17 protein-coding genes are annotated in these 14869 nt (G+C 47.9%); all 17 read left to right on the top strand.

Features of this window, described 5'->3' with window-relative positions; genetic code table 11:
* The first annotated feature begins 45 nt into the window (after positions 1–45).
* Positions 46–639: a transcription factor FapR gene (fapR, locus tag BM613_RS09205; RefSeq protein WP_109430883.1), complete on the top strand. Its 594-nt coding sequence runs from the start codon at positions 46–48 to the stop codon at positions 637–639.
* On the top strand, positions 623–1606 hold the full coding sequence (gene plsX / locus BM613_RS09210) for a phosphate acyltransferase PlsX (protein ID WP_109430884.1): 984 nt from the start codon (positions 623–625) through the stop codon (positions 1604–1606). The genes fapR and plsX overlap by 17 nt, the downstream gene beginning before the upstream one ends.
* Positions 1607–1623: 17 nt before the next feature.
* A complete protein-coding gene (gene fabD / locus BM613_RS09215) occupies positions 1624–2580 on the top strand; it encodes an ACP S-malonyltransferase (RefSeq protein ID WP_109430885.1) in 957 nt (318 codons plus the stop codon).
* Positions 2577–3326: a 3-oxoacyl-[acyl-carrier-protein] reductase gene (fabG, locus tag BM613_RS09220; protein WP_109430886.1), complete on the top strand. Its 750-nt coding sequence runs from the start codon at positions 2577–2579 to the stop codon at positions 3324–3326. Before fabD ends, fabG begins: the two co-directional genes overlap by 4 nt.
* Positions 3327–3350: 24 nt before the next feature.
* Positions 3351–3584: an acyl carrier protein gene (locus BM613_RS09225; RefSeq protein WP_109430887.1), complete on the top strand. Its 234-nt coding sequence runs from the start codon at positions 3351–3353 to the stop codon at positions 3582–3584.
* 112 nt (positions 3585–3696) lie between these two features.
* Positions 3697–4935, top strand: coding sequence for a beta-ketoacyl-ACP synthase II (fabF, locus tag BM613_RS09230; protein ID WP_109430888.1), 1239 nt, complete (start codon positions 3697–3699; stop codon positions 4933–4935).
* A gap of 12 nt (positions 4936–4947) precedes the next feature.
* The gene (rnc, locus tag BM613_RS09235) at positions 4948–5643 is read left to right on the top strand and encodes a ribonuclease III (protein WP_109430889.1); all 696 of its coding nucleotides are present in this window, start codon (positions 4948–4950) and stop codon (positions 5641–5643) included.
* A 12-nt stretch (positions 5644–5655) separates the two neighbouring features.
* Entirely contained in the window at positions 5656–9240 is a 3585-nt protein-coding gene (gene smc / locus BM613_RS09240) for a chromosome segregation protein SMC (protein WP_109430890.1), read from the top strand.
* 32 nt (positions 9241–9272) lie between these two features.
* On the top strand, positions 9273–10223 hold the full coding sequence (ftsY, locus tag BM613_RS09245; RefSeq protein ID WP_109430891.1) for a signal recognition particle-docking protein FtsY: 951 nt from the start codon (positions 9273–9275) through the stop codon (positions 10221–10223).
* Positions 10224–10289: 66 nt separating this feature from the next.
* Positions 10290–10625, top strand: coding sequence for a YlxM family DNA-binding protein (ylxM, locus tag BM613_RS09250; RefSeq protein WP_109430905.1), 336 nt, complete (start codon positions 10290–10292; stop codon positions 10623–10625).
* A 28-nt stretch (positions 10626–10653) separates the two neighbouring features.
* Positions 10654–12057, top strand: a complete 1404-nt coding sequence (gene ffh, locus BM613_RS09255) for a signal recognition particle protein (RefSeq protein ID WP_109430892.1) — start codon at positions 10654–10656, stop codon at positions 12055–12057.
* A gap of 36 nt (positions 12058–12093) precedes the next feature.
* On the top strand, positions 12094–12366 hold the full coding sequence (gene rpsP / locus BM613_RS09260) for a 30S ribosomal protein S16 (protein ID WP_109430893.1): 273 nt from the start codon (positions 12094–12096) through the stop codon (positions 12364–12366).
* A 45-nt stretch (positions 12367–12411) separates the two neighbouring features.
* Entirely contained in the window at positions 12412–12639 is a 228-nt protein-coding gene (locus BM613_RS09265) for a KH domain-containing protein (RefSeq protein ID WP_109430894.1), read from the top strand.
* A gap of 131 nt (positions 12640–12770) precedes the next feature.
* Positions 12771–13193 (top strand): YlqD family protein, encoded by a 423-nt coding sequence (locus BM613_RS09270; RefSeq protein ID WP_245926328.1) that lies wholly within the window; start codon positions 12771–12773, stop codon positions 13191–13193.
* Entirely contained in the window at positions 13186–13743 is a 558-nt protein-coding gene (gene rimM / locus BM613_RS09275) for a ribosome maturation factor RimM (RefSeq protein WP_245926329.1), read from the top strand. The genes BM613_RS09270 and rimM overlap by 8 nt, the downstream gene beginning before the upstream one ends.
* 18 nt (positions 13744–13761) lie before the next feature.
* A complete protein-coding gene (gene trmD, locus BM613_RS09280) occupies positions 13762–14514 on the top strand; it encodes a tRNA (guanosine(37)-N1)-methyltransferase TrmD (protein WP_109430896.1) in 753 nt (250 codons plus the stop codon).
* 24 nt (positions 14515–14538) lie between these two features.
* Entirely contained in the window at positions 14539–14703 is a 165-nt protein-coding gene (locus BM613_RS15320) for a hypothetical protein (RefSeq protein WP_219930666.1), read from the top strand.
* The last annotated feature ends 166 nt before the right edge of the window (positions 14704–14869 follow it).

Consider the following 14869-nt stretch of genomic DNA (forward strand, 5'->3'; position numbering starts at 1 on the left):
CTTTCATATGTGATAGGGCGTGTACGCGGATGAGGTGTCTTGAACTTGGCGCAAGATAGCAGGAGGGCGCGACAGGAGCGACTCGTCGACATACTTGGACGCGAGCCTTTCTTGACAGATGAACAACTTGCTGCAAAATTTTCGGTGAGTGTTCAGACGATTCGGTTAGATCGCATGGCGCTCGGAATTCCGGAGTTGCGTGAACGCATTAAAGATCTTGCTGTTTCTCGTTATCACGAGGTGCGTTCGCTCGCCCCTGATGAAGTATTTGGCGATATCGTCGAATTAGAGCTTGGCGTACAAGGACTCTCAATTTGGCGCGCTGATCGAGAGCATGCGTTTTCTCGTTCGTCGATCGTTCGCGGTCACTATCTGTTCGCTCAAGCAAACTCTTTAGCCGTTGCGATCGTAGATGCAGATCAAGCATTGACAGCGCGAGCCACCGTCAAATTTATGCGTTCTGTCAACGCGGGTTCCTATATGATTGCGCACGCGCGGGTAAAAGGAGAACGTCATGGCTATGTGCGCGTCGGCGTTCAGACGAAAGTTCATCATGAGAGTGTATTTGAGGCTGATTTTTTAATTATGCGCAAAGGGATAGAGATAACTGGAGGGAGTGCCGGTGAGGGTTGCGATTGACGCGATGGGGGGAGATCATGCCCCAAAAGCGCCTGTTCTAGGCACGATCGAAGCTGCTAGAAAATTGAAAGATGCAGAATTTGTGTTAGTAGGAAAAGAGTCAGAGATTCGCCTCTATGCTCACGACCTTCCAGACAATGTGAAAATTATGCACGCGAGCGATGTGATTGCACCCCATGCGGAACCTGTAAAGTCCGTTCGTCGACAGAAGGATTCTTCCCTCGTGGTTTGCACCTCATTGGTGCGTGATGGGCAAGCAGATGCTATGGTTTCTGCTGGAAACACTGGCGCTTTTATGGTGGCAGGTTTATTTGTCGTTGGGCGCATGACAGGTATTGAGCGTCCAGCTTTGGCTGCGATGTTGCCTACTTTTAAAGGAAAAGGCGTACTTTTATTAGATGCAGGCGCAAATACGGATTCTTCTCCGAAAAATTTAGTGCAGTGGGCGCAGATGGGACAGGCTTATATGCGGCTTACTCATCAGATGGCGAAACCGCGCGTAGGATTGCTAAACATCGGTTCCGAGCCAGGTAAGGGCAATGAGTTATGTAAAACTGCTTATGGAATGTTGGAAAATACGTGTACGGATTTTATTGGGAACGTGGAAGCCCGCGAATTGTTAAATGGTGTATGTGATGTGGTGGTTTGCGATGGATTTGTAGGCAATGTCTTAGTTAAATTTTATGAAGGTGCGGGTATTGGATTGCTCGATTCGCTCAAACAATTATTTTTAGCTACACCGCTGACAAAGCTCGCAGCATTGTCCATGCGAAGTGGGCTCAAAGCATTTCGTTCGCGCTTTGACTATGCAGAGTATGGCGGCGGTCCGTTTTTGGGAGTGCGCGGCGTGCTTGTGAAAGCACATGGCTCCTCGAGTTCACGCGCTTTTGAAATGGCGATTCGGCATGCATATAAGATGCAAAGTGGAGGTTTGATTCAGGATCTCGAACGCTCTTTGCAAGGCTAGAGCAAGGGGGTGTACTTATGGCAATTGCATTTGTTTTCCCAGGGCAAGGTGCTCAGTATGTAGGAATGGGGAAGGATCTGTTGGAGCGCTATGCGCTTGTACGCGAGACGTTTGCTGAAGCAGATGAAGCGCTTTCGTTTGGTTTGAGCAAGATCATATTGGATGGTCCTGAATCTGAACTAAGACTTACGTACTATACACAACCAGCCCTCTTAACCGTCAGCATTGCCTGTTTGCGGGTTTTACAAGCTCAAGTGGACGTACAGCCAGCGGTCGTTGCAGGACATAGCTTGGGTGAGTACAGTGCACTTGTGGCTGCTGGTGCACTGCCTTTTCAAGATGCGGTGCGTATCGTACACGCTCGTGGCAAATTTATGGATGAAGCAGTACCAGCCGGGCTTGGTGCAATGGCAGCACTACTGGGCGGTGATGTCACTCAGATCAAGGAATTATGCGCAAATATTTCGCAGCAGCATGAATTGCCAGTCGAAATCGCCAATGTCAATTGCCCGGGGCAAGTAGTGGCGTCTGGTGGGAAGGCTGCTGTAGAGGAATTGATTGTCCGTGCGAAAGAAGCACAAATTAAGCGCGCAATTTTGCTTGATGTGAGTGGTCCCTTTCACTCTTCGCTCATGCGACCGGCGACTGAGCGTTTGACTGATGTATTGAAACGACAAGTGTTTACTGTACCGCGCTGCCCGGTAGTCGCGAATGTTTCTGCTAAACCTGTTCAAAATATCGTGGAGATTGAGACGGCGCTTGCGCAACAGGTCGCTTCTCCAGTACTATGGGAAGCGTCCGTTCAAACGATGATCAAAATGGGTGTGACGACATTTGTGGAAGTGGGTCCTGGCACTGTCTTATCTGGGTTGATTAAGAAAACAGCTAAGAGTGCACAATTGTATCACGTTGAGGATATCGCTTCTCTTGATGCGACTCGTGAGGCGTTGCAAGATGAGGGGGGACGGACATGAGTGGATCACTAAATGGGCGAGTGGCCATCGTCACTGGAGCGTCAGGAGGAATTGGACAAGCGATTGTCGAAGAGTTAGCCGCAGCAAAGGCTCATGTGGTAATTGGCTACTCGACAAATGAAGCGCGTGCCAATCAATTGGCGCAAAGGCTTACAGAACTTGGGGCGCACGTCATACCTGCACAGGCGGATGTCGCGACAAGTGAAGGGGCAAAATCTCTTATCGATGCTGCACTCAAACATTTTGATCATGTGGACATCGTGGTCAATAATGCGGGCATTACGCGGGATGGGCTGTTTTTACGCATGAAAGAAGCAGATTGGGATGCTGTTTTGGCAGTGAATCTAAAGTCTGCTTTTCTTTGCACGCAAGCAGCTTCCCGTCATTTATTGCGTTCTCCACATGGGCGTGTGATCAATATGGCCTCAGTAGTTGGATTAACTGGCAATATTGGACAAGCAAACTACGTCGCAGCAAAGGCTGGGTTGATCGGTCTAACGAAAACGCTAGCGCGTGAGCTTGCAAGTCGCAAAGTGACGGTAAACGCAATTGCGCCAGGCTATATTGAAACGGAGATGACCGCGCACTTGGCTCCTGATCTTCAGGCAAAGTTATTTGAACAAATTCCTTTGCAGCGTTTTGGCCAACCGCGCGATGTGGCTGCTCTCGTCCGATTTCTGGCATCCGATGATGCGTCGTACATAACGGGTCAAGTATTGCAGGTCGACGGCGGCCTAGTGATGTAATATACTTTGGGAGGAGGTGAAAGTATGTCCGATGTTTATGATCGCGTGAAGCGCATTGTGGTCGATCGCCTTGGCGTTGAAGAAGCTCAGGTGACTCCAGAAGCTTCCTTTAAGGACGATTTGGGCGCCGACTCTTTGGACGTGGTCGAATTAGTCATGGAGTTAGAAGACGAGTTTGACTTGGAAATTTCAGATGAGGATGCGGAAAAAATCACCACGGTAGGCGATGTCGTGAAATATATCGAATCGCATGAGTAATTGTAGGCGTTATTGTTCATAGAATTTGAAGACCCCGTGCTGTGCGCGGGGTTTCGCGTAGTATGTGGCATTTTGCGTTTAGTGGATAGATGGATATGAGGGAGGATAAACAATGAGACGAGTTGTGGTCACTGGCATGGGAGCGATTACTCCAGTCGGCATCGGAGTCGATAAGTTTTGGGGCGCTCTGTTAGCTGGGGTGTCTGGGGTACGACTGATCGACCGGTTCGATGTATCGGAATATCCTACGAAAATCGCTGCACTTGTTACAGATTTTGAACCGGAAGATTACATTGAACGGCGAGATGTCAGGCGCATGGATCGCTTTGTCCAATTTGCGGTCTCTGCTGCTTCAATGGCGATGGCTCAAGCTGGTCTCGAAGTGACTGAGGAATTGGCTCCGCGCATTGGCGTGTATATTGGTTCTGGAATTGGCGGACTACAGACATTAGAAGACCAACATCGCGTTTTGCTTGAACGTGGACCAAAGCGGGTGAGCCCCTTTTTCATTCCAATGATGATAGGGGATATGGCGTCTGGACAAGTCTCCATTCGCTTTGGGGCTAAAGGCCCAAACAGCGCGCCCGTTTCGGCCTGCGCTACAGGTTCGAACGCAATTGGCGATGCATATAAGATCATCGAACGGGGAGCAGCAGATGTCATGATCTGCGGTGGAACCGAATCTACGATTACGCCGCTTTCCTTAGCTGGATTTTGCGCGGCAAAGGCAATTTCCGAACGAAATGACGATCCAGCGCGTGCTAGCCGTCCATTTGATGCTGGACGTGACGGTTTTGTGATGGGGGAAGGAGCAGGTATTCTGATTTTGGAGGAATTAGAATTTGCTAGAGCGCGAGGAGCAAAAATTTTTGCGGAAGTAGTTGGCTATGGCATGAGTGGCGATGCGTACCACTTAGTGCAGCCTGCACCAGAAGGGGCGGGGGCGTCGCGGGCGATGAAAGCTGCACTAGAAGACGCCAAATTGCTACCTGATCAAATTGACTATATCAATGCTCATGGAACATCTACACAAATTGGTGATGAAGTCGAATCGATTGCCATTCATCATGTGTTTGGAGAACATGCGCGGGTGTTGCCAGTCAGTTCTACCAAATCGATGACAGGGCATTTACTTGGCGCTGCTGGAGCGATTGAGGCTATAGCTTGTATCATGGCTTTGCGGGATCAAATCATTCCACCAACGATCAATTATGAGACGAAGGATCCAGGATGTGATTTGGATTATGTTCCAAATATTGCACGCCGCGGGAATTTGCAATATGTCATGTCAAATTCCTTTGGGTTTGGCGGGCACAATGCAACGCTGATTATAAAAAAATACGAGGAATAGGGCGAGGCAAACGTGAATTCACTGCCGTTATCTCAACTGTGCACAAAATTAGAGGTGTCCTTCTCGGAACTGTCACTTCTTAAAGCGGCGTTTACCCATTCTTCATTTCGCAACGAACACAAGCGGGATCAGATTCAAGATAATGAGCGGTTGGAGTTTCTAGGTGACGCTGTTTTGGAATTGTGTGTAAGTCGCTATTTGTATCGTGAGTTGCCTGAAGCACCTGAAGGAGAACTTACTCGCATGCGATCTGCGATTGTTTGTGAACCTTCACTTGTTGCGGCGGCTAAGAATCTGGATTTTCCACGTTATTTGCGCCTAGGAAAAGGGGAAGAACTGTCAGGTGGTAGAGAGCGTCCGAGTTTGCTGGCGGATGTATTTGAAGCATTTATTGGGGCGCTGTTTCTTGATCGAGGATTGGATGCGGTAGAGGATTTTATGACCCGACATTTTTATCCGCGCATCGAAATTATTGGAGAGCATCTTCATCGTGACTATAAAACGCTTTTACAAGAATATGTGCAAAAACAAGGACTCGGGACACTCGTTTATGAAATCACGGCAGAGCGTGGTCCTGCTCACGACCGCGAATTTGTCGCAAATGTCATGATAGCCGGCGAAGTGTGGGGAGAAGGCGTTGGGCATTCCAAAAAAGCTGCAGAGCAGAATGCTGCACGCAAAGCTCTGCAACGTCAGTCCTTTACATAAGGTGGAGAAGCTATGTTTCTAAAGCGTCTCGATGTAATAGGTTTTAAGTCGTTTGCAGATCGTGTGGAATTAGAGATCGCACCTGGGGTCACTGCGGTAGTGGGCCCTAATGGCAGTGGGAAAAGCAATATTTCTGATGCAATTCGCTGGGTGTTAGGTGAGCAAAGCGCTCGTTCTTTGCGTGGGGCAAAGATGGAAGACGTCATTTTTTCCGGTAGTCAAGCGCGCAAACCAGTGAATTTTTGTGAAGTTACACTTACTTTGGACAATCACAATGGCATTCTCCCAGTCGACTTCGCGGAGGTCTCAGTCACAAGACGCGTCTATCGCTCCGGTGAAAGTGAATATTTGATCAATAAAACACCTTGTCGCTTGCGGGATATTGCAGAGTTGTTTATGGACACGGGTGTGGGTAGAGAGGCATATTCAATTATTGGACAAGGTCGCATTGAAGAGATCTTGTCCAATAAATCTGACGAACGCCGGGGAGTCTTTGAAGAAGCTGCTGGGATCGTGAAGTTTAAGTGGCGCAAGCGTGAAGCTGAGCGCAAGCTGGCGGAGGCAGATCAGAATCTAGTTCGTGTAAATGATGTGCTTGCGGAACTTGCGCAGCAAGTGGATTCTCTCGCCGAAAAAGCTGAGATTGCAAAGCAATACAAGATGGTTGCAAGTGCAACAGAGAAACTGCAAATTGCGGTACTTGCAGCAGAGATTTCCGAGTTGTCGCAAAAGCGGATGGCGCTTGTCGCAGAGCGTGACGAATTGCTTCAAAAGATAGAGTTGCAAGAGCGTAAAGAAAAAGAAGCTGAATCTTTACTCAAGCAGGTTAAAGAGCGCTTTGAAAAGGTGGAAGTGGAGTTTAGCGAGCTGTCGGAGCAATTTGTACAGGCGACGGCACGGGTTGAACAATGTGTTGCAGAACGTCGTTTGGCACTTGAACGGCAAGAAAGTGCGATATTACAACTTGACGAATTGCGCGCGCAAAGAGAACGTGTCGCGTCGCGTCAAATTGCACTCGAAGCAAATCTTTTGAGCCATCGTGCAGAGGTTTATGAACTTGAACAGCGTGTGGCGAATTTGCGCGGGGAAGTTCGCAGGAAATTAGATGAACAAGATGGCAGCGGCTTGATTGCACAATTGCGCGAACGTATGACAGAGGCGCGTGCATCGATGATTGAAGTCATGCGCCGACAAGCGGGGGAGCGCAATCAACAAAAAACGTTACTTCAAGAACGCGATCAAAAATTGCGTAAATTAGAGCGTCATGAGTTTGAACAAAGTGAACTAACGAAAAAAGTGACCGATGTTGAGAATAAGCTTAGCTTATGTGAAAATGAGCTGACTCGACTGGCAAATGCTACACAGGAAATCTCGCAAGCTACGGATGAGGTCTATAAAACACTCGCGATCAAGGAAGCAGAATTACGTACTGACACAGCAAAGGTAGAGCAACTGGAAAGACAAAAGGTGGAGATTTTGAGTCGACACCGGACATTGCAAGATTTACAGCGTGATTTGGACGGTTACGCGAGTGGGCCCAAAGCAGTATTGCGCGCTTCTCAAAAATCAGAGTTGACTGGAATACACGGGGTTGTCGCAGATCTTATCCAAGTATCTAAAGAATATGAGTTGGCAATTGAAACAGCGCTTGGCGGAAGTCTGCAGCACCTCGTTGTAGAAAGTGAGATAGATGCCCGCCATGCGATTGATTTTCTGAAAAAGCGGCAACTAGGACGAGCTACTTTTTTGCCGCTAGAGACAATTGCAGGGCGACGGCTTGCACAGCGCGATCTGCAAGCGATCGATTCTCTGCCGGGTTTTATTGGGTTAGCGAGCGATCTAGTGCAAGTTGATCGGCGCTATCAAGCGATTGTGGAGTCTTTGTTAGGAAATGTAGTGATTGCAGAACAATTGGCCCATGCGAATGCAATTGCTAAGCATCTCCATTACCGTGTGCGGATCGTGACACTTGGCGGAGATGTGGTTCATCCTGGCGGTTCCATGACAGGTGGCAGTACGGGAAAAAGGAGTGTCGGCTTACTTGGGCGCGCACGTGAGATTCAAGCGCTTGAAGAGCGGGCGCGAGATGTTTCGGTGCAGATAAATGAAGTTTCACGTCATCAACAAGCGTGTGAGACTGCAGTGCGTGAGATGCGGGAGCGGCGTGCCCAATTGCAAGGCGAATTAGGAAAGATCGCGGAGGCTGCACGAGTGCAGGAGTTGCACCAAAACACATATATAGCTGAACAGAAAGCGCTGATGGAACGCATTCAAATGCTTTTGCGCGATCGTGAGTTGACAAATACTGAATTACAGGCATGTGAAGCACAATTGACAGAAGTAGAAAACACATTAGAAAAAGTTGGCGAAGAAGTGCGCCAGTCAGAAGCTCAGATTAAAGTACTCGAGGAAGAGTTATTGCAAGCAGAAGCAAAAGTTTCTGGGCACAATGAGCGATTGACTGAACTGCGCGTTGCGTTGGCAGAGCAGGAGGAGGCGCTGCGCAGAGCACTTTTGGCAGGACAACAACTAGAGAGTCAGTTAGGGGCAGTAGGGACAGAGCGCGAGCGCATTGAAACTGAACAACAGGCGATGATTGTGCGGATTGCGCAATTGCGCAGCAAAGTGGAGGCTGAGGAATTACAAGCAACCTGTGCGCAAGAAGATAAGCAGCAAGTAGAGACGGTTCTTGAGTCGCGACGCGAGGAAAGAGCTCTATTGTTAAAAAAGCTGGAACACGTTGCTCAAGTTGAGCAAACCATTCGTGCAGAGTCTGACAAGCTTCGCCAACGCATGCATCAAGTTGAGGTCAGTGCGAGCAAGATGGATGGGGAGTTGGAAACCAAGAGTGATCATCTGCGCACCGAGTTTCAATTGGGGTATGAACTGGCTAAACAACAGTATCCGCTTGCAGAGTCGCTCGTTCAAGCTCGTTCCAAATTAGCCGCATTAAGACAAGAACTTGAAGTGTTTGGCGATGTAAACGTTGGGGCGATTGAAGAGTACGAACTAGTGCGCGAACGTTATGGATTTTTACAAAACGAAGCCAGTGATCTCACAGCGGCGAAGCAACAATTAACTTCTTTAATTGCTGAGATTGACGAAGAGATGGCGAGTCGCTTCAAAGAGACATTTGCAGCAATTCGGCAGCGGTTTCAAGAAGTTTTTTGTTCGCTTTTTGAAGGCGGCAAGGCGGATGTTTTCCTCATCGATGAGGAGGACCCGTTGCACTCCGGGATTGAGATTACAGCAGAGCCGCCAGGGAAAAAGATGCAAACATTGTCGTTGCTCTCTGGCGGGGAGCGTGCTTTGACTGCACTTGCCTTGCTTTTTGCGATTCTACATGTGAAACCTGTGCCGTTTTGTGTGCTCGATGAGGTAGAAGCTGCTCTTGATGAGGCCAATGTCAGCCGTTTTGCTGAATATCTGCAGAGTTTTTCTCGTCAAACACAATTTGTCGTCATTACACATAGGCGGGGAACGATGGAGGCGGCAGATGTCCTCTATGGTGTAACCATGCAGGATTCAGGCGTGTCAAAGGTAGTTTCTGTTCGCGTGTTAGAAGAAGAAATTACTTCCGAAAAACACTTGGCATAGTGAGTGGCAAGAGAGAAAGGAGATCTCAAGCAATGGGACTCTTCGAACGTCTGAAGGAAGGTTTAGCGAAAACGCGACAACGGTTTGCCGATCGTGTAGGAAGTGCGTTATTTCGCAGAAAGATTGATGACGAAGTATATGAAGAGCTTGAAGATGCACTGCTAGCGGCAGACATTGGTGTAGCGACCACGCAGTTTTTGCTAGAGCGGATCCAAAAAGAGGCTCGAAAACAGAAATTAACAACAGCGGATCAATTGATGCCTGTTTTACGTCAATTGATTGTAGATATTTTACATGCGCATTCTTGTGAGCCAAGCTATGCACAGTCGGGCCCTACTGTTGTACTTGTGGTAGGGGTAAACGGTGTAGGCAAAACCACGACCATTGGGAAGATGGCAAATTACTATCGCGCCCAAGGGAAAAAAGTACTCCTTGCCGCAGGAGATACGTTTCGCGCAGCGGCTATTGAACAACTGGTTATCTGGGGACAGCGAACTGGTGTGGAAGTGATTAGACAGAATCTTGGTTCTGATGCTGCTGCGGTCATTTATGATGCATTATCGGCAGCACGCTCGCGCAAAGCAGATATTTTACTCTGTGATACTGCAGGACGCTTGCAAAATAAAGCTCATTTAATGGCCGAATTAGAAAAAATATATCGTGTCATTGCGCGGGAAATTCCTGACGCGCCACACGAGGTATTATTGGTTTTAGATGCAACGACAGGGCAAAATGCGATTGTCCAGGCAAAGCTTTTCAAAGAAATCGCAAAGGTCTCAGGAATTGTATTAACGAAACTGGATGGAACGGCAAAGGGCGGTGTGATTATCGCCATCAATCAGGAATTACAACTCCCAGTTAAGTGGATTGGCATTGGTGAGCATAAAGATGATTTGCAACCTTTCTCTCCAGATGATTTTGCACGAGCGCTATTTCCGGACGACGCGTTACAAACAGAATCCAGGGATCCTGATGACAAGTAAAAATACTTGACAGTAAGCGTCGTAGGAAGTAAACTGATAACCACTTGGGATTGAGCGGTGACCGCGATGAATGCACCATGGAATACGCTTGAAACTCATTTGCTCTTTGATTACTATGGAGCCTTGCTTACTGAACGCCAACAAAAGGTACTTGCGATGCGACTGTTTGATGACCTTTCTCTAACTGAGGTCGCACAAGAGTTAGAGATTACACGCCAAGCAGTACATGATCTCTTTCATCGCACCGTCGAGCAATTGAAAGACTATGAACAGAAACTGGGCCTCATCGCGGCGGATCGAAGAAGGAAAAAAATACTAGACGAATTGATCGAACGACTTCGCAAAGAATTTTCCGTCACAGAAGAAATCCTCGAAGCATTGCGCGATGTCATGCAAGGATAGGGGAATAAACAGCAAGGGAGGTGTTTAGATGTTTGATACATTGACCAGTCGACTACAAGGTGCATTTCAAAAGTTACGTGGCAAAGGTCGATTGAGTGAAGATGATGTAAAAGAGGCTTTGCGTGAGATTCGACGTGCACTTCTAGAAGCAGACGTAAACCATGTCGTTGCAAAAGAATTCATTGAACGGATCAGGGAACGTGCAGTCGGACAAGAAATTTTGCAGAGTTTATCTGCGGCGCAGCAGGTTGTTAAGATTGTTAACGACGAGTTGACAGACTTGATGGGCGGTGCACAGGCTAAGTTAGCTCGCGCAGCGAAGCCTCCGACTGTAATCCTGTTAGTCGGCTTGCAAGGTGCCGGGAAAACGACAGCGGCCGCAAAGTTAGCTCGTCACTTAAAAGCGTCGGAGCACCGTCGACCCCTTCTCGTTGCTGCAGATATTTATCGTCCAGCGGCGATCTCTCAGTTGCAGGTTCTTGGTGAGCAGATCGGGGTACAAGTCTTTACGCTTGGCGATCAGGTAAACCCACGGGAGATTGCGTTGCGCGCTCTCGACGAAGCGCGCCGTGGTGGATTCGATTATGTGTTGATCGATACGGCCGGACGTTTGCACATTGATGAGACGCTGATGCAAGAGTTACAAGACATCGAGAAGAGCGTGAACCCTGATGAAATCTTGCTTGTAGTGGATGCGATGACAGGGCAAGATGCTGTAAACGTGGCTTCGCATTTTCGTGAGCAGCTCTCTTTGACAGGGATTATTATGACTAAGCTTGACGGAGATACTCGCGGTGGAGCGGCTCTAACGGTTCGCCATGTCACAGGATGCCCAATTAAATTTGTGGGTATCGGGGAAAAAGTAGATGCTCTTGAACCCTTTTATCCGGATCGCATGGCCTCGCGGATTCTTGGAATGGGCGATGTCATGACCTTGATTGAGCGAGCGCAGGCGGCGATTGATGAAAAAGATGCGCTTGAACTTGAGGCAAAGATTCGGCGCAACGAGTTTACGCTTGAAGATTTTCTTAGCCAATTACAGCAAGTACGCAAATTGGGGCCGCTTGATCAATTACTTGGATTAATTCCTGGGATGGGTAAGTTTAAGCAGTTACAAGGGGCCACGGTTGACGAATCGCAAATCAAAAAAATTGAAGCGATTATTTATTCGATGTCTATTGCAGAGCGGCGCAATCCTGACCTAGTGATGAAGAGTTCGAGCAGGAGGCAACGGATTGCAAGAGGAAGCGGAACAGAAGTACGCGACGTCAATCAATTGTTGCGTAAATTTGACGACATGAGAAAGTTGATGAAGCAATTTTCGTCGCTTGGAAAGAATCCTTCTCGGGCTTTAGGTGGCTTGGCAAATCAACTAAAGGGTGGCGGCGGAGTGTATGGCGGGGCTTCGCGCAAAGGAAAAAAACGTCGGTAAAACACACCCTTTATATCCTTGTAAGGAGGTGAGAAAATGGCAGTGAAGATTCGTTTGAAGCGAATGGGGGCAAAAAAATCCCCGTTTTATCGTGTGGTTGTTGCAGATTCGCGTTCCCCACGGGATGGCCGGTTTGTTGAGGAGATCGGGACATACAATCCCTTAACAGAACCAGCGCAAATTAAGATTAAAGAGGATCGTGCAATCTACTGGTTGCAAACAGGAGCTCAACCTTCGGATTCCGCTCGCAATCTGTTGAGTCAGGTTGGAGTGATGAAGAAACTGCATGAGTTGCGTCAAAGCAAGTAGGGGACTATGTTCAAATTCGCGTCTTGCTAAGCGGGGGCGATTCAGGTGAAGGAACTTGTTGAACTTATTGCAAAGGGCTTAGTGGAACAACCTGAAGCCGTTTCGGTCCGCGAAGTGCAGAGGGAACAACAAACGATTTACGAAGTTTCTGTTGCGCCATCTGATATTGGAAAAGTCGTTGGCAAGGGCGGACGCCTCGTAAAAGCGTTTCGTACTGTCGTGTCTGCCGCGTCCTTTGCAGATGGCAAGCGGGTGAACATTGAGATTAAGTAGCAGAGGGGGCAGGCGGAAACGCCTTGTCCCTATTTTCAGCTCTTTGCGCTCTCTTTCTTATTACGGAAAATTCGGCTTCTGTAAGGAAACGCAAAATTTATTGGATAATGTAAATCAAGGAGTGTATGAGTTTGTTGACGATTAGACAGCCTGTTGCTGTAAAAGTGATTTTGACTGAAGAGACAAAGCAAAATTGGCTTGCCGAACTGCGCAGACATATTAATTCAACGATTGCAGAACTTGAAGAACTTGAGTTTCGCGGGAAACAGATGTTGCGTGAAGCTGAAAAGCAAGGAGAGGCAGCCGTCCAAGCAGCGCAGCAGCATTTGGAAAACGAACGCAATCAACGAATTGCAAGACGTGAACAGTTGATTCAACAACTTACACAAATTCAACAAATGGATCTGAATACAGAAGTGCCAAACGGCACCTTAGAGACTACAGCAGACATTCATATTGGCGATTCGTGGGACAAGATCTTATTGGGCAGCGAAATTGTTTTAAAAGATGGCATTGTGGTTGAGATTCGTCGCAATGGAATAAAGGTTGAGTGATGTACATTCAATAGGAGGTCGGCTTTCTCTGGATCGTGAACCATTGTATACAGTGGGCGTCATCATTGGAACGCATGGCTTAAAAGGAGACGTCAAGGTTTTTTCACGCACAGATTTTCCGGAACTACGCTTTGTGAAGGGATCCAAACTTCTACTTGTCACTCCTGCAGAAAATGTGATTCCGGTGGAAGTCAAATCTGCTCGTCTGCAGGGGCGAGTCTTTGTGGTGAGTTTTTTTCAGTTCTCAACCATTGATGAGGTTGAGAAGTTGCGTGGTTCTGAATTAAAGGTGCCCGAATCAGAACTTGCACCGCTGCCTTCCGGGCACTATTTTATTCATGAGTTAGTTGGCTGTGAGGTTTATGATGACCAAAACCGGCGATTAGGTATTCTGCATGAGGTACTTACGCCAGGAGCAAATGACGTCTATGTTGTACGCACGAATGAAGGGAAAGATCTGTTGTTTCCTGCAATTCCCGAGTGCATTTTGCGGGTAGATGTGCAAAATAAGCAAATAAACGTGCATGTCATGCCTGGACTGCTGGACTGAAGCGGAGTTGAAGTCACTGTGAAGGTAGATGTGCTGACTCTGTTCCCGGAAATGATCCAGGGAGCAATAGATGCGAGTATGATGAAGAGGGCTCGTGAGCAGGGCCTCGTTGATATTCGTTTGGTTAATTTCCGCGAATTTTCAACTGATCGCCATCGCACGGTAGACGACTACCCTTTTGGTGGAGGCGCTGGTATGGTGTTGAAACCAGACCCTGTTTTTGCTGCTGTAGATGCACTGCGGCAAGGGGAGCAAAGTAAACCGCGCATTGTTTTATTGACACCGCAGGGAGAGCGATTTAGCCAAGAAAAAGCTTATGAGTTCGCGCATGAGTCTTGGATGATTTTGATTTGTGGGCATTATGAAGGATATGATGAACGAATTCGGGAGCATCTTGCGACTGATGAAATTTCTATTGGTGATTATGTGTTAACGTCTGGCGAACTGGCTGCGATGGTTGTGATGGATGCCGTGGTACGACTTATTCCAGGCGTTCTAGGCAATCAAGAGAGCGCAAAGTCAGATTCTTTTGCAGATGGCCTGCTGGAGTTTCCTCAATATACTCGTCCGCGGGAATTTCGAGGATGGAGCGTGCCTGAAATCTTAGTATCTGGAAATCACTTGGAAATCGCGAAATGGCGAAGATGGCAATCCCTCTATCGAACGTGGCAGCGTCGGCCGGACTTGTTAGCTAAGGCGCATCTGACGGATGCCGATATAGAACTCATAAAGGATTGGACACGAGACGCAGATCTTGCGAGTAGACTTTAGGTATTGTTTGATGTTTTCGCAGGAATGGTCAGGAACACTTTGCGTGTTGCTGAGTCCATCGAACAAGTGCAGGTTTACTGTATCCCCGTGGCTGCGCAAGTCGATGGACTCACCGTACAATATGCAGTGGGGCATACTGCTGTGCGTTGCAAATGGTTATTTAGCGGGGGTTTGATAGGCTTTTACTGATAAACGAATGTTATTTCACATAATCAGATAAACTTTAGCGAAAAATATCAGCTTATGAGTTGACATGTGAATTCAAAGGTGATATATTTAATCCCGTCGCCGCGAGCGGCGGCGCAAGAAGGTAGCGAGTTGATCCTTGAAAACTAAATGCAAGAAGAGACGGACG

It is taken from the genome of Sulfoacidibacillus thermotolerans, assembly GCF_003144315.1.
In the GTDB taxonomy this organism is placed as follows: Bacteria; Bacillota; Bacilli; order Alicyclobacillales; family SLC66; genus Sulfoacidibacillus; species Sulfoacidibacillus thermotolerans.

What these genes read in the sequence shown, in the direction of transcription:
- ffh (WP_109430892.1), top strand. Translation starts at nt 10,654, where the DNA reads ATGTTTGATACATTGACCAGTCGACTACAAGGTGCATTTCAAAAGTTA.
- ftsY (WP_109430891.1), top strand. Translation starts at nt 9,273, where the DNA reads ATGGGACTCTTCGAACGTCTGAAGGAAGGTTTAGCGAAAACGCGACAA.
- rpsP (WP_109430893.1), top strand. Translation starts at nt 12,094, where the DNA reads ATGGCAGTGAAGATTCGTTTGAAGCGAATGGGGGCAAAAAAATCCCCG.
- fabD (WP_109430885.1), top strand. Translation starts at nt 1,624, where the DNA reads ATGGCAATTGCATTTGTTTTCCCAGGGCAAGGTGCTCAGTATGTAGGA.
- fabF (WP_109430888.1), top strand. Translation starts at nt 3,697, where the DNA reads ATGAGACGAGTTGTGGTCACTGGCATGGGAGCGATTACTCCAGTCGGC.
- smc (WP_109430890.1), top strand. Translation starts at nt 5,656, where the DNA reads ATGTTTCTAAAGCGTCTCGATGTAATAGGTTTTAAGTCGTTTGCAGAT.
- BM613_RS09225 (WP_109430887.1), top strand. Translation starts at nt 3,351, where the DNA reads ATGTCCGATGTTTATGATCGCGTGAAGCGCATTGTGGTCGATCGCCTT.
- fabG (WP_109430886.1), top strand. Translation starts at nt 2,577, where the DNA reads ATGAGTGGATCACTAAATGGGCGAGTGGCCATCGTCACTGGAGCGTCA.
- ylxM (WP_109430905.1), top strand. Translation starts at nt 10,290, where the DNA reads ATGAATGCACCATGGAATACGCTTGAAACTCATTTGCTCTTTGATTAC.
- BM613_RS15320 (WP_219930666.1), top strand. Translation starts at nt 14,539, where the DNA reads ATGGTCAGGAACACTTTGCGTGTTGCTGAGTCCATCGAACAAGTGCAG.